The sequence below is a fragment of the Microcystis wesenbergii NRERC-220 genome (assembly GCF_032027425.1).
Classification (GTDB): Bacteria; Cyanobacteriota; Cyanobacteriia; order Cyanobacteriales; family Microcystaceae; genus Microcystis; species Microcystis wesenbergii_A.
Window position 1 is genome coordinate 3496902 of the sequence record NZ_JAVSJA010000001.1, and the last position, 18253, is coordinate 3515154.

The 18253-nt window shown below is 37.3% G+C and carries 15 protein-coding genes; 9 read left to right on the top strand and 6 right to left on the bottom strand.

What is annotated here, in order from left to right; genetic code table 11:
* Positions 1-700 precede the first annotated feature (700 nt).
* The gene (locus tag RAM70_RS17030) at positions 701-2038 is read left to right on the top strand and encodes an AAA-like domain-containing protein (protein WP_045357886.1); all 1338 of its coding nucleotides are present in this window, start codon (positions 701-703) and stop codon (positions 2036-2038) included.
* Positions 2039-2059: 21 nt separating this feature from the next.
* On the opposite strand, the gene RAM70_RS17035 is transcribed toward RAM70_RS17030, so the two are convergent.
* From RAM70_RS17035 to RAM70_RS17050, 4 genes are all read right to left on the bottom strand, one after another.
* A complete protein-coding gene (locus tag RAM70_RS17035; protein WP_312674761.1) occupies positions 2060-7843 on the bottom strand; it encodes an AAA family ATPase in 5784 nt (1927 codons plus the stop codon).
* Positions 7844-7915: 72 nt separating this feature from the next.
* Positions 7916-9295, bottom strand: a complete 1380-nt coding sequence (locus RAM70_RS17040; RefSeq protein ID WP_045357891.1) for a radical SAM/SPASM domain-containing protein — start codon at positions 9293-9295, stop codon at positions 7916-7918.
* Positions 9296-9379: 84 nt separating this feature from the next.
* Entirely contained in the window at positions 9380-10024 is a 645-nt protein-coding gene (locus RAM70_RS17045) for a hypothetical protein (RefSeq protein WP_045357981.1), read from the bottom strand.
* 23 nt (positions 10025-10047) lie between these two features.
* A complete protein-coding gene (locus RAM70_RS17050) occupies positions 10048-11133 on the bottom strand; it encodes an amidohydrolase family protein (RefSeq protein ID WP_045357894.1) in 1086 nt (361 codons plus the stop codon).
* A 294-nt stretch (positions 11134-11427) separates the two neighbouring features.
* Between RAM70_RS17050 and RAM70_RS17055 the strand changes: the two genes are divergently transcribed.
* Positions 11428-11700 carry a BrnT family toxin gene (locus RAM70_RS17055; protein WP_287691338.1) on the top strand — a complete coding sequence of 91 codons (273 nt, stop codon included), beginning with the start codon at positions 11428-11430 and terminating at the stop codon, positions 11698-11700.
* The gene (locus tag RAM70_RS17060) at positions 11684-11938 is read left to right on the top strand and encodes a BrnA antitoxin family protein (protein WP_002738362.1); all 255 of its coding nucleotides are present in this window, start codon (positions 11684-11686) and stop codon (positions 11936-11938) included. The genes RAM70_RS17055 and RAM70_RS17060 overlap by 17 nt, the downstream gene beginning before the upstream one ends.
* An 88-nt stretch (positions 11939-12026) precedes the next feature.
* Here the strand turns inward: RAM70_RS17060 and RAM70_RS17065 are convergent, their stop codons facing one another.
* Positions 12027-12242 carry a hypothetical protein gene (locus tag RAM70_RS17065; RefSeq protein ID WP_002757627.1) on the bottom strand — a complete coding sequence of 72 codons (216 nt, stop codon included), beginning with the start codon at positions 12240-12242 and terminating at the stop codon, positions 12027-12029.
* The gene (locus RAM70_RS17070) at positions 12239-12562 is read right to left on the bottom strand and encodes a DUF4258 domain-containing protein (RefSeq protein ID WP_016516510.1); all 324 of its coding nucleotides are present in this window, start codon (positions 12560-12562) and stop codon (positions 12239-12241) included. The genes RAM70_RS17065 and RAM70_RS17070 overlap by 4 nt, the downstream gene beginning before the upstream one ends.
* 431 nt (positions 12563-12993) lie before the next feature.
* Here RAM70_RS17070 and RAM70_RS17075 point away from each other — a divergent pair, with 431 nt between their 5' ends.
* From RAM70_RS17075 to RAM70_RS17100, 6 genes are all read left to right on the top strand, one after another.
* Positions 12994-14943, top strand: a complete 1950-nt coding sequence (locus tag RAM70_RS17075; RefSeq protein WP_045357906.1) for a PatA/PatG family cyanobactin maturation protease — start codon at positions 12994-12996, stop codon at positions 14941-14943.
* Between the two features lie 18 nt (positions 14944-14961).
* Entirely contained in the window at positions 14962-15138 is a 177-nt protein-coding gene (locus RAM70_RS17080) for a Nif11-like leader peptide family natural product precursor (RefSeq protein WP_238567760.1), read from the top strand.
* A gap of 685 nt (positions 15139-15823) precedes the next feature.
* Positions 15824-16003 carry a hypothetical protein gene (locus tag RAM70_RS17085; protein ID WP_152606972.1) on the top strand — a complete coding sequence of 60 codons (180 nt, stop codon included), beginning with the start codon at positions 15824-15826 and terminating at the stop codon, positions 16001-16003.
* 195 nt (positions 16004-16198) lie between these two features.
* The gene (locus RAM70_RS17090) at positions 16199-16378 is read left to right on the top strand and encodes a hypothetical protein (RefSeq protein WP_045357909.1); all 180 of its coding nucleotides are present in this window, start codon (positions 16199-16201) and stop codon (positions 16376-16378) included.
* 157 nt (positions 16379-16535) lie between these two features.
* On the top strand, positions 16536-16982 hold the full coding sequence (locus tag RAM70_RS17095) for a hypothetical protein (RefSeq protein ID WP_312674777.1): 447 nt from the start codon (positions 16536-16538) through the stop codon (positions 16980-16982).
* Positions 16983-17022: 40 nt separating this feature from the next.
* Entirely contained in the window at positions 17023-18114 is a 1092-nt protein-coding gene (locus RAM70_RS17100; RefSeq protein WP_312674779.1) for a patatin-like phospholipase family protein, read from the top strand.
* Positions 18115-18253 lie beyond the last annotated feature (139 nt).

Here is an 18253-nt window from a genome sequence, read left to right on the forward strand (position 1 = left end):
GTTAATTGCTGTTCTCAAGTCAATTGAGTGGCTCTCTTGGGTTTGGTGGGTAAAATGTATTCTAAGATACAGTCCTGCTGGCGAGCGAGTGGAACGAACCACAAAGACACAAAGGACACAAAGATTGAGCGCTCCTATATAAGTTAAACTGGTCGCAACGCGCTCGCTACGCGAGATCACACAAAGAATAAGAGAGCCCTTGGGTTAAGTAAAAAAAGAGGAATGCCAAAAAGGGAGTCCTGAAAATGCTGGTTTAGGGGGGTAAATTTGGCACAATTTTATATTAGTTAAGATTCTACCTTATCTTTGCTATATAAGCTTCTCAGACTACCACTACTATCGAATCACTACTCAAGGTTTTATAGTTTTTGACAGCCATAAGCATTGATGCTCGCTGCACAAGTGAGATACTCCCCTGAAGATAGGGGTTTTGATAGAAATTATCAAGAGATAATTGCTGCCGTGTAATTGACCTTGACAAGAAATGCTATAATTTCCTAGCAAGGGGGAAAACTAATCCCTCTCGGTGTTGCCGTCGCACAATTTTGTCGGTTACTGGTTCTCGTCAGCTTGTCTGTCAAATATACCAATTCTACTTTGAATCGGTGCTGTTATGTCAAGATTCAATATTTCTGGCTGCAACGGAACTGGAAAATCAAATAATCTATTTCTTCAAATCTTCTTACCTTAGATAAAAATAATGAAATTCGAGGAAATCCAAGAGATTCTTAATGGGCAACTGCTCAAGCTTGAGAATCGTTGTCTCAATGAGACAGAAAAATTATTATTGCGAGGACTTTGGCAGAAAAAGAGCTATCAAGAAATTGCCCAAGAAAACGGTTATAGTAGCAGCTATCTTGCCAATGTAGTTGCCCCAGTACTCTATGATAGAGTCTCGCAACTGATCGGAGAAACGGTCAATAAAAAAAATTTTTTACCCAGACTACAATCTCATTTTAGCAACTCCACGTCGTCTCAGTATCGCAGTCAGGAATATCTCCAAAATGAGCGTCCAGAATACCCCGATGCTCCTATTCCCTATAATTCTCCTTACTATCTGAAACAAAGAAACCTTGAAGCAAAAATTATCGAGGAAATCGACCGATCTGGGGCTTTAGTTCGCATTAAAGCTCCCAAAAAATGGGGAAAAACGTCTTTATTATTAACAATTTTAGAGGCTTGTCAACAACAATTCGGTTATCAAATTGTTAGTTTAGATTTACAAAAAGCAGACCAAAACATCATAGCAGATTTTAACAAGTTATTACGCTGGATTTGCCGTAATTGCGCTCGGCAGTTGAATTTAGAAGCCAAATTAGATGATTATTGGGATGAAGATATAGGAATTAAAATGAGTTGGACAATTTATTTTGAAGAGTATATTTTACGAGAGATAAAACAGCCACTGGTATTGGCTTTAGACGAAGTGCATCGAGTCTTTGAACATCCGAAAGTAGCGGAAGATTTTTTACCTTTAATCCGAGCTTGTTATGAAGAATCTAAGCGATCTTCTCTCTGGCAGAAATTACGTTTAATTATTGTTCAATCCACAGAATCTTATGTTTCTCTGCGATTAGAACAGTCTCCCTTTAATGTGGGATTACCCATAGAGTTACAGGGTTTTGATCAAGAACAAGTGGCAGAATTGGCAAAAAAATATCAATTAAATGAATTAGCAATCAACGAAATTCAACAGTTGATCGACTTAGTGGGGGGACATCCTGCCTTGATTCATTTAGCGATTTATCATCTTAGCCAAGAGCGAATCACGATGCCAGATTTAATCAAATCAGCAACTACATCAACGGGGATTTATTCCTCTCATTTACAGCTGCACTGGGTCACTTTACAAAAACAACCTGAACTTGCCGATGTTTTTCAACAGATTTGTCAAGGGAATCAACCAATGATAGTTAATCCAATTATTGCTTATAAACTTAATAGTATGGGTTTAATTAAACTCAGAGAAAATCAAGCAATTGTCAGTTGTCAGTTGTATCAAAAGTACTTTAGAAGTCAATATACTGGTTCAGTATAAATAAATTTTTGAACCATGGTATTAAGATAGCGATCGCTCAAGCCAATCATTATTAAATATCGTCTGATAAATCCGATTATGAACGTCCATTTTTCCATGGCGTTTTACCACTAATCCAGATAAAAATAACTCAGGTAAATAGGGATTGTTATCAATCTGTATTGCTTCTTGATGGAGGATTTGTCGATACAAGGTTAATAACTGGGGTCGGTTTGGACTTTGAAGAAGGCGATCTTGAATGGTTTTTAAATGTTCGGGTTGATCCTGCATCTCCCAATCTTGAATAATTTTTTCTGCTACTAAGTTGGTCAACCATTGTTCTTCTTGATTAGAGGGGATTGGTTGCTCACTATCCCGCATCAGTTGACAGAGTTTTTGAGTTAAGAAAGGTTGCCCTCCCGTCCAGCTTAAGACTTGTTTGAGCATTGTCTGAAGATTACTGACTTTTTCTGTTAACCCATATAATAAAGGTTGGGCTTCGTGTTCTTTAAAACTTGCTAATTCAATAGCGTTACCAATATTAAAAGGTGTTTTCTGGGGGTCAGTAATTAAAGCTGAAGGTGTGGTAGCACCAAAAAAGGCAAAAGTTAGCTCTTGAAATTGAGGTTGAATCGCTCTCTGGTTATAAAAAGAACGAATTAAAGCAAAAAAGTCAGAGGCATCAAATTTTAACCCTAAAATGCTATCAATTTCATCAATAAATATAACAGTCGATTGTCTAGATTGCCGCTGATTAAAATCATTATTAACTAGAAGAAAATTTTCTATAAATTGTCCTAATCGTTGTACAGGAGGCAGGTCGAATTGTTCACTCCACCAAGCTTTAAAAGTTTTCAATTCTTTGATTAATCCAAAACTGCGGAGCAGATCAACGGCTAATCCTTTATACCATTGTTCGGGGGTAATATTGTCTGTTCCTAGCCGAGTTAAGTCAATTACTGCACATCTAATTCCCTCCTTTTGTAATTGGCTCATCATCCGTACCATTAAGCTAGATTTTCCCATTTGACGTGCATTTAAAACATAGCAAAATAGACCTTGTTTGAGAGCTTTATAAAGATTGCGATCGGCTTGTCGAACCACATAATTCGGTGCATCCATCGGTAAACTGCCCCCCACTTGATAGACAAATTTGGGAGGTTGTTCAGCACTTTTAAGTAGGTCATTTTCAAAGATAAGTTCTGCTTGGGTTGCTTTCAGTACCTCTAAAGTGTTTGTGAGTTCTTTTGTCCGTTCTTCTACTCTTTGTTCTAAGGTTTGATAGAGTCTTGAGTTATCAATAGAGATAGCAGCTTGAGCTGCTAGAATATTTAATAGTTCAACTCTTTCTGAGGTAAATGCGCCTGTTGTTAAATTATTTTCTAAATAAACAATTCCTTTTAATTGACCTTGATTGAGTAAAGGAGTACAAAGAATGGATTTAGTTTTTTTAGCAATAATGTAAGAATCGTTGGTAAATTGACCTGATGAAGTGGCATCATTTAAAACGATAGTTTCTTTTGTCCGAGCGACATAGTAAATAATACTGGTGGGTAAGATAGGAATTGAGTTATCATGGTCGATAGATTCTATGGGAATCGGCTGTAAGATATTAAGCGTTTCTTGATCAATTGTTCCTTGAGCTTCAATGACCCAATTTCCTTCCTGTTCTAAAATCAGACAACCTTTCTGAGCTCCTGCATTTTCAATGACAATTTTCATTAAATTTGTTAGGAGATTTTCCAGTTTAATTTCTCCAGAAATTGCTTGCGAGGCTTTGAGAATAGTGGTTAAATCAAGAACTGCTCCATCATTACCAGTAGTTGAAATGGTGGTACTCAGTCCTTTAGATTTGTTTTGATTGCTGATGTCTAATAAATATTGAGGGTATTCTTCTTCTAATTGTTTAACTTTGGCCTTTGCACCCCAACGAATGTAACAATGATAAGCATTTCTGAGATATAGTTTACCGATTTCTTCTCTACCTAAAGTAAAATAAAATTCAGAGGCACGTTCATAGGCTAAAGCCTCTTCATGGATAAATTCATATTTTTTTGCTCCTTGAATGGCTTTTTCATAAAATTCTTGAGCTTCCCAGTTTTGACCTAAGACTCTCGCTTTTTCTGCTTCAACTAGATCATATTTATGTTGAAAATTTGCTGGACAATGACTAGACCATATTGCCATCTTCTGCTGATTGTTATCTACTTGTTGTAGTAATTTTCTTTGATCATTTTGCTCTGTGTCATGATAATAAGCTAGAAAACTCAACGATGAATAGAAATTATGTTGAGGAGAAATCAAAAATGAGTTTATAGTTGGGTTTGAAATATATTGAAGTCCTCTTTCTCCATAAGTAACTGCCGACTTGTAAATCTTAAGAAGATAAAATAATAATAGTTTAGCAAAGTAAATCAGAAAAAGTAACCATTCATTGTTAGTCTGATTTAATTGGTCTAAAACTGCATTTTCTTCTTCAGTGGATTTACCGACAAATAAAGCAATTTCTTTTTTTAAGCTTTTTTGTAAATTATTGACTATATTATAAGAAATTTCTTGGTAAAAAGAGGAAAAAGTTTGCTTGAGTTTTTTAATAACTCGATTATACTTGATATATTCCTGTTCAACTTCTTCCAAATGATAACCTCCCAACAGTCTATAAATACAATAGTCTATAGCTACATAAGAGGCAAACTGGTTATCCCCTACATCTAAACCGATTTGAAAACTCTTTAGTAACTCGTTATCGATCTCTTTATTTCTCAGATACTCTTTCCAGTGATATATACATCCATAATGTGTCTGTATAATAAGAGCTTGTACTTGACGAATATTATATTTATCGAGCAATTTAAGGGCTAATTTACCAAATTCATATCCTAAATTATAATTATTGATAGAGCCACATAATATCATTCCATAGTAGCTATATGTTGCTGCTGATTCAGGAGAATTTCCATGGTTGATAAATAAATCAATCTGTTTGAGGATTATTTTTATATGTAATAGGGGATCAGTAGTTGCCGTCGAAGACATTATTTGTTGTAAGATTTGAATGGCTTTAATCTTATAGGGATCAGTCATAACAGGAAGGCTTTCTAAATCGTCAATTTTCCTTTTTTGTAGAATTAAATTTAAGGACTTATTAATGCTTTGATTAATATTACTTTTGCCATTTCTTCTATAAATTAAAATTCCCAGTTCTTTCAAAGTTTTTAAAGCGGTATCAATCGCCTGATCAGGTTGAAAATTTGCATAATAAAATTCAATCTTTATCTGATATGTTTTGACTTTATCTAAGATCGATTTAGCTTGGTTAATAATGATATTTGAATAAAATAAAATTTGCTGAAATTCTGTATTAAGAAAGAGAGAATGTAATTTTTCTTCATGAAGTTCTAAAGTCAATTGATACTGCTCACTCCAACTATTAGTTGTTAATAAACTGAGACCAGAATCTAAATACTTTAATGCTGTTTCATAAGCAGTTGATGCTTTAGCTTTTTTAGCAGCTTTAAGATTTAATTCTGCCAAATTATCTTTTTCTTGTTGCTCAGTAATTAGCTCAGAACCTTCATTAAGTTGATTAACAATTTCAAAAATATTGTTTAATAATTCATCGTCTGTAATGTTTTTTAGCAGTAGGCGACCAATTTGTAGATGAGTCCTTTTCTTTTCTTCCTCTGGAATTAAAGAATAAACTGCTTGCTGCACTCTGTCGTGTAAAAATTTATAGGAAACACAGTTAGAATACCCACCCAAAGTTTCAGTTTCTAAGAGTTGCCTCGATAATTCTTTTGAATCCCAGAGTAGAGCTAGTTTATAGTTATTATCTAATGGTATTACTAACCCTTTATCAAGGGCTAATTGTAGTTGTTGAGCCGTAATATGTTGAGATGTATTATTTACAATAGAAAGAGCTTCTAGACTAAATTGATTACCAATACAAGCGGCTAATTTTAGAATATTTTGAGTTTTTTGAGCTATTTTTTTTATTTTATGGGTCATTAAATCAACGACATTATCGGTAATTGATAGACTTTTAATTTCGGTAATATCCCATTGCCAATAACTTTGCTTATTATTTTCCAATTTAGTAGAGGAAGGATTAAATATTATGAAACCATCTTGGTATAAAGAATAGAGAAACTGAGCGATAAAAAAGGGGTTTCCACCTGTTTTCTGTGTCACCAAATCTGCCAAAGGCATAGTAACTTCTATCGAACAACTTAAGGTATCAGCAATTAATTGATTAATGTGCTTCATCTGCAAAGGAGCAAGAGTAATTTTCGATACAGAAACTTGTGATTGCTGAATTTTCTCTAAAGTATTCATTAAAGGATGAATCGAACTAACTTCATTATCTCGATAGGCTCCAATTATCAGAAAATATTTAATGTCAGAATCTGATATTAATTGTTCAATTAAGTTTAAAGAGGGTAAATCTGCCCATTGTAAATCATCGATAAATATCACTAATGGATTTTCTTTTTGAGAAAAAACATTGACAAATCGTTTAAAAAATAAATGAAATCTATTTTGACTTTCACTTCCTCCTAATAGTTCAACAGGTTGCTGTTTGCCAATAATTTTTTCAACTTCGGGAATAACATCGATAATAATTTGACTGTTCTTACCCAATGCTTCCAAAATTTTCTCTTTCCAAGCTTGCAGGATATTTTCTGGCTCACCTAGAAGTTGACGGATTAAGATTTGAAAGGCTTGAGAAATAGCTGAATAAGGAGTATCTCTTTGTAATTGATCAAATTTTCCTCTAATTAATCGCCCTTGTTTATATGTAACTTGTTGGTAAATTTCATGAACTAAAGCTGATTTCCCAATCCCTGAATAGCCAGAAATGAGGATCATTTCAGTGGTTCCTTGGCTAACCCGATCAAAAGCCTTCAAAAGTTGAGTAACTTCCCGTTTTCGACCATATATTTTTTGAGAAATCTGAAATTTCTCAGTCAGATCCTGACCACCTAAAGAAAACTGAGCAATCTGTCCTAACGTCCTTAATTGGTGAAGACAGATTTCTAAGTCAGCTTTAATACCCAAGGCAGTTTGATATCTTTTTTCTGGGGTTTTTGCGAGCAGTTTGTTAATGATATTAGAGAGAGTTAAGGGAATCTCTGGAATGAGTTGATGAACAGGTAAAGGTTGTTGGGCAATATGACAATGAACTAACTCCATAGGATCGGTGGTTTCAAAGGGCAATTGATTGGTTAAAAGTTCATATAAAGTAACTCCAAGGGAATAAAAATCACTACGGTAATCTAGACCTCGGTTCATTCTCCCTGTTTGTTCTGGGGCAATATAAGCTAAAGTCCCTTCTAATTGGTTAGGAGGACAAGCTGTGAAAAATTCTTGGGATAAACGGGTGGAAATACCAAAATCAATGATTTTCAGTTGTTCGCTTTCAGGGTTATAGACAATATTAGATGGGTTAATGTCTTTGTGAATAATATTAGCCTGATGAATAGCAGCTAACCCCTCAGTTATTTTAATAGCAATCAAGAGAAAGTTTTCCAAATTTAACTTATCTTGAGATAGTAATAACTCTAAAGATCGACCTCCAAAATCTTCTAAAAACATTATCAAACTATTATAGTGTCGCTGTAAATCATAAGCTTTAACAACACTGTCTATGTTCAAAGAACGGATAATTTCATATTCCTGTCGATAACGGGTAATCTCTGAAGGAGTTGGATAATTTTCTTTAAGAATTTTAAGAATAATCGGTTGAGCATTTGCCTTAAAAATGCCTCGATAGACTAGAGAACTAGAACTTTCATAAATTTTTGTGATTAGTTGATAATCTTTCATAACTCACTTTTTAATAACGTTTTTACTTATTTTCTAGCATTTGAGCAGAAAAATGTCCATTAAACTCTTAGATCAGACTTGAGAATAAATTTCTGTCACCGTTGTGGTTAGCACTGAGTATCCATCTTTTAGTTCTTGATCAATTATTTGCGATTTCCACATCTCACAGTCTTGACAAGCTCTTCTTTTTTCTAATTGATTAAGAATTAAATCTTGTCGTAGTTGCTGGAATAACTCTCCCGACCAAATATCTTGTAAAGTTTGTTGATTATAATCCCCTAAACTTTCAATCTCTTGATCAAAACCTAGTCTAAATAAGGTTTCTATACAGTAGTAGATTTTGCCATTGGGTAAAACTGCCATTTCCAGAAAAGGGAATAAACAAGTCCAGCGCCCTTGCGCTTTTTGTTGATAATATTGGAGAGATTTTTCTACCCCTTGATTGTGTTTTTTTAGTCGCATATTATTTTCTTGATATTCAGCAATATTAAGGATAAAAACACTATTAACTTTTGATAACCAACGATTTAAAAATGCTTCTTCTTCCTCAAGATTAACATTGTAATTTCTGACAAAAGAGGTTCTAATTTCGCAGTCAATACCCAACTGATCTCTAATTCTTAACAGATCAATTGTATTGGATTCGACCTGACTTAAATCTCCACCTCGAATTCTTAAATAAGTCTCTGGAGTCGCCGCGTCAAGACTAATATCAATACTGGTTAAACCCGATTTTAACAGAGCTTTAATATAAGTTTTATTCAGAAGTTGACCATTAGTAGTTAGATGAACTTTTGGAACACCTTGCTGTCGGCAAAGTTGAATAAAGTCTATAAGTTTAGGATGAAGTAATGGTTCTTCAACACTACCTATTACAATGGTAGTTGCTGCTTTTCCACAGTCTGCTGCTAGTTTTTCCATCATCTCCCAAGACATGACTTTTTTCTTTTGAAAAAAATCTGTAGTATGATTAGACTTTATCGAAGAACTATGATAGGGACACATAACACACTTAAGATTACAAGTGTTACCAACAACAACTCTGACATAAGAAGGTGCGATCGCTTTTCCATAATGACAACTAAAATAATGTAACTGCTCATCTCTATCTATTGCCGATAGTAAAACTAATGGAATAGGCTGAGGTTGAATAGTTTGGCTTGTTAGGAATGTCTCTATGTGGGGTTGTAATTGATGCCAAATATCACTTAATTCTTGGGGATATAAATACGCTAGTATAGGATAACTAGGCAAACCCAAATCTGAAAGAATGGGTAAAGTTGGCTGAAAAACAACAACCGCATATTTATCCTTAGCCGTCATTAGCAATTTTTTGATACTATGAGGATGCAAAGGAATATTATGGGAGGGAATCTCAAGAATTCTATCTGAAAAGATAGAAGTATTTATTGTCAGATCAGATAAAAGGTTCTGAGGATCTTTAATAATCATTTTTTGACCAATTTAACTATAAAATCCCCACCCTTTAGGTGAGGCGAGCAATTCTTATTTTTGTTCAATTAGTTTGCAAGGCTTCTAGGAACAAGTTGTCGGAATATAAGGATTGTCGGCAAAATATTTCCCTGGTTTTCGGTTTGATATCCAGTCGGACAAATCATCTGCATTTAAAGTGGCATTTCCCCATGACGGCTCAGGTGGATAGGGAATAATCATTTTAAACAACTCTGGTGCATTGTTATCTGCATCCAATATTTGACCAATAAAGCTACTATACGTCACTTCAAATAAGTAACCCAAGCTTGGGTTTTTCTCTCCCAGTTCACATTTATCAAAGATTGGAAAAATATATTCATCGGGTGGATTACCTTGTGGAAAGAAGACTTGTTTCAGTAAATAAGCTGGATCAGATTCATCAACGGTTTCTAGTGGTTGGGTGGGATCAGCTCCAAACAGTTTTCTGAGGTGATCAGCATTCTTTCCTTGGTCTGAGGTCGGATGTTCAAAATAAGTCCTTAAGAGATTGGCCACTCTCTTTTGCTCGGCGTATTTCTCGTTATTTTCATCAGCCCATCGCCAAATATAAGCAATAATTTGAGAAACTTGTTTTGACTGTTGATAAAGACGCTGTAAAAAACAAATGTGTGGGCATTCCCCTTCCATTTTATTAGCGGCTTCATTAACTTTTTCTGCCTTGTAGAATAAGCTACGAGTTTCAAACATAAGTGTGCTTCCTTTTTGAGAAATTAAATTGAACAATAAAATCGCTGAGGATTTTCCCAAACGATTTTTTTAACTATCTCCCGAGATAAGTTGTCTTCAAGTCCTATGACTTTTTTTACCCCATCAGCCTGATGATCCATGTGAGGATAATCAGACCCGAAGATTAAGTTATCAGAACCGATAAAATCAATGACCTGAGCCAAACAAGGTTCAGAGGGTTCCCCTGCAATGTAACACTGACGGCGGAAATACTCCGATGGTAGTAATTTTACCCGATCTTGGACTTCCCAATGTAAATTTTTATACTCTTCGTCAAGCTTCCATAACCAATAGGGAAGCCAACCACACCCTGACTCTAGAAACGCCACCCTCAGCCTCCGATGACGTTCTAAAACCCCCCCTTCAATTAAGGCTAACAGTGCCATCATTTGTTCCATCGGGTGAGAACAAGCATGAAGCGCAAACCGACTATTAAACCGCTCTGCACCAGTGGTAGGTAAGCGGCTATGAGTGCCTTCATGAATTCCTACAGCCATGTCCAAATCCTCGCAGGCCGTCCAAAAGGGTTCATAGGCTGGATCGCTCAAAATTCTGCCTTTAACGGGGTTAGGGCGCAAAAAAACCGCCTTCCAGCCCAAGTTTGCCATGCGGTGTAGCTCTTTTACCATGTCTTCGGGATCGTGTTGATTGACTGCAGCGACTCCTTTGAGTCTGGCCGGGTCATAGCTACAAAATTCTTCATATAACCATGTATTGTAAGCACGGACAAAAGCCCCCATCACTTCAGCAGGTAGGCTATCAATGGCAAATAACCACAGTCCGTAATTAGGATAAATAAAAGCCACATCTATGCCCATTTGTGTCATAGATTGAACATGGGACTCTGGGTTATAGCGATTGAGATAAGCATGGGGATGAGCTTGCATCATCTGCTTATTCCCTTCTGCTTGGACTTGTGGGGAGATTTTTTGACTAATCGGTTCTCCTTTGATTTTCATGTCAGCAGAAGGAGCAAATTCCCTAAATTTAGGTTCTAGGTATTGGCCCCACATTGCGGGGGGTTCAATGACATGGGAATCAGCATCAATAATTTTGTACCCGTTGAGCATAGAGGTTTTTCGGCAATTTTCTACCTAAATTATATTTGATTGGGAAAAAGCGGTCCCTTTTTTTAGGCTTTTTTTTCATCCCCTAAAACTCCATGGATTGATTGGGTTAAACTTGATACAACACTTTATTAAACTTAACGAATGGAAGCGATTGAATTTAAAATGATTCTTCATCATGGCACAGTTGTCATTCCCCCTGAATACCCCTCTAAGTGGGAAGGTAAGGCGATCCGTGTGATACTCTGAAGGGGTTTTGAGCTTGACTCAACCTTCTAAGATACATATAATGTATGTATGACATTTGAATATGATCCCAGAAAAGCAAAAACCAACTGGCAAAAGCACGGTGTTTCCTTTGCAGAAGCTGAAATGGTGTTTTTTGATCCCCTCGCTATTCATGATCTTGATCCCGGTTGTGTAACAGAAGAACGTTTTATTGCAGTGGGGATGGGAAACATGGGATCACTATTAGTGGTTATTTATACTTTGCGGGGTGAAGTCATTCGCTTGATTTCCGCTCGTCGTGCTACAAAACAAGAGAGAAAAACTTATGAGAAAGGAATATGATTTTTCTAAAGGAAAACGAGGGGCGCTCATTTCCTCTCAGGGAAAAACACGCATTACCATTTATCTAGATGATGAGATTCTAGCTTATTTTCGAGAACAGGCTGAAACCGCAGGAATGGGTTATCAAACCCTAATTAATGAGGCTTTAAAACAATATATCCAATCTCCTTCTGAGCGATCGCTCACTCAGTCCGATTTACGTCGTATTCTTCGGGAAGAATTATCAGCCCTCCAATAATGTTGCTTATGATAGTTACAAGTTAGGCGATCGCTGTCTGTTTTCAAGGATTGCGATCGCTTTTTAATTTTTTCTTGTCAAAGTTTAGTTAAACGGTAAGAGGGGTAATTTTGTAAAGATGTGCTAAATTGGAAGCTTTTTGTAGATCACCTTGACGAAGGGCTTCTCGGACATCATCTAATTTTTGAGCGTCTTCTAATGATAAATAGGGCGACCATCCTTCGGGAGTCTCAATCAGTTCTACTTCCACTTCAGCCATGTACTCTCCAATGTGGATGAGTTTAATGTGAGGCTTTTTTGTCATGGTTTTCTCCTTGTAAAATCACTTGACCAACGTGCTGGATCAGGTCTATAGGCAGTGACTAGAACAGCAGGCGATTCGGTATTCTTGGCTATACCCCAAACCACATGAACGGGTTTACCCTGACTATCTTTCTGTAAGACTAGCACACAACGCCCTTTAGGATATTCCGGGTAATCTTCGAGAATGACAGCTTCTCTAATACCTGTTATCACATCCCTTACCAGAATACCGTCATTTGCTAGTTCATCGTAGCCATGGGCTGATATTTTGACTTGCCCACGGGAAAGTAAAGCCAGAACTAATTGGAAGGTTATACTCATCATCTAATCATAGCATCTCTTTATTCAAGGAAGAAGGCGATCGCTGTCTGTTTTCAAGAATTGCGATCGCTTTTTTGCTGCCTTCTTTTCATCCCCTAAAACCGCTACAAGTCAGAGGTTAAAAGGGTTTTGATGATTTTAGTCGCCCGATTAATTCATTAGTTCTACTTTCAGGGATGAGGGAGTCATACCATAAAGTGACCCTTTAAATCTAATACAAATCTAATATAAATCTAATATAAAAGTTAATATTCTGCTCAAAAAAAACTATTAGAAAAGTATTAATTTTAGAGATTGCCATTACCCAAAATAAAACTTATTCTGGTATCAAAGGTGATTAAACAAATCACTTTTAATCCAAAAGACAAGATGTATTGCTTGTTCGGCAAAAACATCGAATTTAAATTTCATAAGGCAAATCTCTGGTGATTATGCCCAATTTATCTGGAATAGAGTCTCTTTGGCTGAAAACTCTGGGTGATCCGCGTATATGTGTTGCCGTCTTAGATGGAGACGTGGATCAATCTCATCCCTGTTTTCATCAAGCTCGATTAACTCGGATACCGACTTTAATCCCCTCTGTCAGCAACCAAGGATTTGCCGCCCAACATGGAACTCATGTTGCCAGCATTATTTTTGGTCAACACGGTGGTTCGGTTCAAGGAATCGCTCCTCGTTGTCGTGGCTTAATCGTACCCATTTTCAGTGATGGACAAGGGGATAAACTCGCTCCCTGTTCTCAAATCGATCTAGCGCGAGCAATTACTCAAGCGGTTGAGCAAGGAGCTAACGTCATCAATATTAGCGGCGGTCAATTAACAGCTTCCCCTGAATCTGACCAATTATTGGCTAATGCTGTGCGTTTATGCCAAGAAAGGAATGTTCTGATCGTCGCAGCGGCTGGAAACGATGGTTGTGAATGTCTGCATCTTCCGGCAGCCCTTGAATCGGTTTTAGCCGTAGGAGCTATGGATTCTCAAGGAAAACCGCTCAATTTTAGTAATTGGGGCAAAGTTTACCAAAATCAGGGAATTCTGGCACTCGGTGAAAACATCTTAGGGGCGGCTCTCAACGGCGGAACCATTCTCAGAAGTGGGACAAGTTTTGCCACTCCCATTGTGTCGGGAATTATTGCTCTTTTATTGAGTATCCAACTACAACAAGGAGAAAAACCCGATCCTCATGGCGTTCGTGAAGCCATTCTTAAAAGTGCTTTGCCTTGCCATCAAGATCACCCTATTGATAGCCGCCGCTGTCTGGCCGGAAGACTTAATATTTCTGGCGCTTACACCCTAATTACCCAAGGAGGAATTCAACCCATGTCCAATCAAACCCAAGAACAACCCATGATGCAAACCAGTGAGGTTAATCCTACCTCTCAAGAGTTAAACAATCCTATCAATGAGATCGCCGCGTTTCAATCGACTGAAAGCCTTAATTCTACTTCACCCTTCGCTGTTCTGCCCTCAGCCTTAGAAACAGAGGGATCACAAGCGAAAACCGCCCCTATTGTGTCCATTAATCCTTCTAATCTTAATTCCATGTCAGTTACCCCCAACAATGAAGTGAATTCTTCTATTACCCCCTCTGCTTGTGCCTGTAGTGGCAATGGTAATGGTGCGCCCCAAATTGTTTACGCAATTGGTCAATTAGGCACAGATTTCGGCACAGAAGCACGGCGAGATTCTTTTACTCAAGCCATGCCTCCTGATATGAGTTTGTTACGGTATCTTAATGAAAATCCCTATGAGGCGCAATCCCTGATTTGGACACTGAGTTTGGATGCAACGCCTATTTACGCCATTGTGCCAGTGGGTGCTTATGCTAGTGTGACATTTGATCGACTCCGTGCCTATTTAGAAGATGAAAGTATTGAACGAATCTCAGTGCCAGGGGTGATTAGCGGTAGTGTTCGCTTAATGTCCGGTCAAGTTGTCCCTGTGATTATTCCTGAAGTACGGGGGATGTATAGCTGGTCGGTTCCCGCTTTAGTGCGATCGGTAATGCCTCGAATGGCTGGTAGTGATGTGACAGAAGACGGTTTACGCTCTCAAATTGAAGACTATTTGAATCGGATTTATTATGATTATCGGAATTTAGGGACAACCCCTCAAGAACGAGCCTTAAATTTCTCAGCCACTAACGCTTTTCAGGCTTCTGTGGCCATCGCAAGTGCAGCAGGTAGTCAACGGGTTCTGGATTCTATTTCCGTGGAAAAAAGCCCGATTTGTCGCCCTGATTCCGATTGCTACGACGTAAAATTAAGCTTCTTTGATCCCGAAAATAACCAGCGTTCTAATCGAGTTTTTCGTTTCACCATTGATGTGAGCGATGTCATTCCCGTCACTATCGGTCAAGTCCGTTCTTGGTCTCAATCTTAATACATCACAGGAGAACTTATGTCTATCCAAGCCGTCAGACAGTTTAATGAAATTGCTGAGAGTGATCTAGAAATTCAAAATAGTCTAGAGGTAACAACAGATGTCCAAAGTTTAATGGCTCTTACTGTTATACTGGCTTCTGAGAGAGGCTTCAGCTTTACCTCTGAAGATCTGGCAGAATACTATTCCGAATAAAGTAGAAGACTTCCTGATATATCTCTCAGAAATGTGATGCTTTTAACTAAAAAATATGCGTTCGAAAGCGACCCAGAAGTTTGTGATCGATTGCCTTACTTAGCTCGTCAAATCTGCCGAAAACTCAATTCTTAAAAGGAGAAATCATGAATCTTCCCCTTCAAGTCCCACCCACTTCGAGAAAAGTAAGTACAGTAAGGCTTTCTGGAATCAGAGGAATCGAACTATCTAATTTAGCTTGCGATCTCTGTTGTCAATCAGGAGGTGGAATCGCTTGCGGTGCAATCAGTGGTTGTAGTTGTCCTCTGTAGAAATTAACTCGCTGATTAGGAGAAAAACCCATGAATCTTCCTGTTCAGTCTCAACCGATCATTCGAGGTTTCATAACTTCAAGAATTGAAGATAATGGCATCCGCTTATCTGATAATCTATGCCAGTGTCAATACGGATCTAGAATGTGTCCTGAAAACAAAGATTGCGAATGTGTAGATGGTTATCCTCGCTGTGTGTAGAGTAACCTTTAATAACATTCCAGCAACTTCTCAAATGTTAAATCAGCAAAAATATCAATGACCCATGACTTATCTAATTCTCGCCTCACATATACCGCGAATTTCGTGATATGTGTTAGGCAAACTCTCAAACCATTAACAAACAGTCAACTCTCAAATAAGGAGAAAGAAACATGAATCTTCCCATTCAATCTCAACCTGTAATGCGTAATGTTTCCACTGCTGCTTTTAGTGGTGGAATGGAAGCATCTTCTCTTCCCTGTACCATTGCTTGTGCTGGGTGCAGCGCATTATCTGGTATTGCTAAAACTCTTTGTCTTGCTGCTGCAAAAGCTGCTGGCTGTGACTGCTAATTTTCTGAATTAGACCTTTTGTTAAAATACCAAAATCTAACTCAGAAATAAAGAACGAGGGAAAGGTTTAAAAATCATATTTTTCCTTTCTCTCTTTCTCAACTGCTTACAAAAGTCAATTATATAGGCTTTGTAGTCTAGGCAATTGGCAATCATTCTGAAATCAGTCAATTTTTCATTAAGGAGAAAAAACCAATGAATCTTCCCATTCAATCTCAACCTGTGATGCGTAACGTTTCTCCTGCTGCTTTTAGTGGCGGAATGGAAGCCTCTGGTGTCGGTTGTGATATTGCTTGTACTGCTTGTTCTGTTCTGCCATTTCCTGCCAGTATTGCTTGTAAATTGGCTGCAAAAGCTGCTGGTTGTGACTGCTAATTGCTTGGATGGTATAGACTAACTTAATTAGTTTAAGTCTATACAACTATCAATGAGCGTTGACTAGAATGATCATTCGTTTTCTGGCATTTATTACAATTTACCTAGAGTAGTGAATGCCTTTTTTCCCAATAAAAAACATAATGAGGCTTTCATTATGATAGTTTCAAAAACCGACATCGAAGCCTATATAACCTTTATTGAAAAGGCTTTAGGTCAAAAAAAGGGGTATAAAAAAATACAGAAGCAGGAAATACTTGAACAATTTTCTCAGGCAGGTTTGAGTGAGTTAAAAAATTTGGTCAATTCTTTAAAATCTCTACTAGAAAATAGCGAAACTCCCCAAGATTTCACCCTTGAAGATGTTCAAGTCATGTTAAACAACTCACCTGATGCCGATCAATCCCCAAATGCTCAAGAAGAATATGAAAGGCTAAAAAATGACCTAGTTATCATCCCTGAAGAATTGAAACAATCGGTTTTTACTATCAATGATGTCATGACTCGTTTTCTTTATCGATATCCTATGACTGCCGTTTTAGAAATATTGATAACTTCGCTAAAAAGACGATTGAGTAATTTTTTCAGTCAATTTTTTCAATAAATTTTGTTCACATCTTATTCCCAAAAAGGAGAATCAATCAATGAGTAATTCTAATTTCTTAATTTTATCCTGTGACGGGGGTGGTATTCGGGGATTAATCACCGCCATGATTCTGCAAGAACTCGATAAACAAATCCCTTTTCTTGACAAAATTGATCTGTTTACAGGAACATCAACAGGGGGAATTATTGCTTTAGGATTAGCCAGTGGTGTTCCGATTGCTGATGTGGTTAATATTTATAAAAACAACAGGAATTGTTCTCAAATATTTACCCCTTATCAACCCCCTAATTCAGATGCTTTTTTAGATCGTTTTCTGGAAGAACTGGCTAAGAGCAATGAATTGAAAGACACCATTTTTGCAAAGATTATAGAAAATCTAGAACAACTATTGTATGTCAAATATGACAACAATGGATTAAAATCGGTTTTGGAGAACAGTTTAACCCAGTTTAACCGACCCTTATCGACCCTAGAATCTAAAGTTTTAGTAACCACATTTCAACTGTATAATGAAGCCGACACAAATAATCCTTCATGGAGACCCATAATCCTTGATAATTTACCCAACAGTGCCAGCCAGGATACACTAATGATAGATGCTGCGCTTTGTACCAGTGCCGCACCGGTGTATTTTCCCCCTTATAAGCATCCTACTTATGGACTTTGTATTGATGGTGGTGTATTTGCTAACAACCCTAGCACATTAGCCTTAGCTAGAGTTCTAGGTTCGGGAATTTTAAAGGACAGAAATCTTGCTATTGGAGACATTAAAATACTATCAGTTGGGACGGGGCAAACTCACAATCGGATGAGACCAGAGTATCAACCCGATGGACTGTTAAGATATGGACCGACAACATGGTTTTGGCCAATAGAATTTGATGACACACCAAAGATTCCCTTACTTTCAATCATGATGGATGGTTCATCAATTTTAGATGATTTTCAGGTAAAAATGATCTTGGGGGATCGACAATATCAGCGAATTAATGTCGATTTAACAGAAACGATTCCTCTGGATGGTTGCTCTCAAATTCCCAAGATGAAAGATTTGGTAGATGATTATATTAAATCCTCTGCGTGGACTGAGAATATCACTTGGATACAAAACTATTTCCTTAACCTTTAATCTTAAGTAGAACTCTCGCCTATTTTCAGCAGGTGTGTCACCGAAGTAACACACCTTTTACCTATCAGTGCGATCGCTGATCTTGTAGGTTGGGTTGAGGCAACGAAACCCAACAATATTTTATTTAAGGTGTGTTACT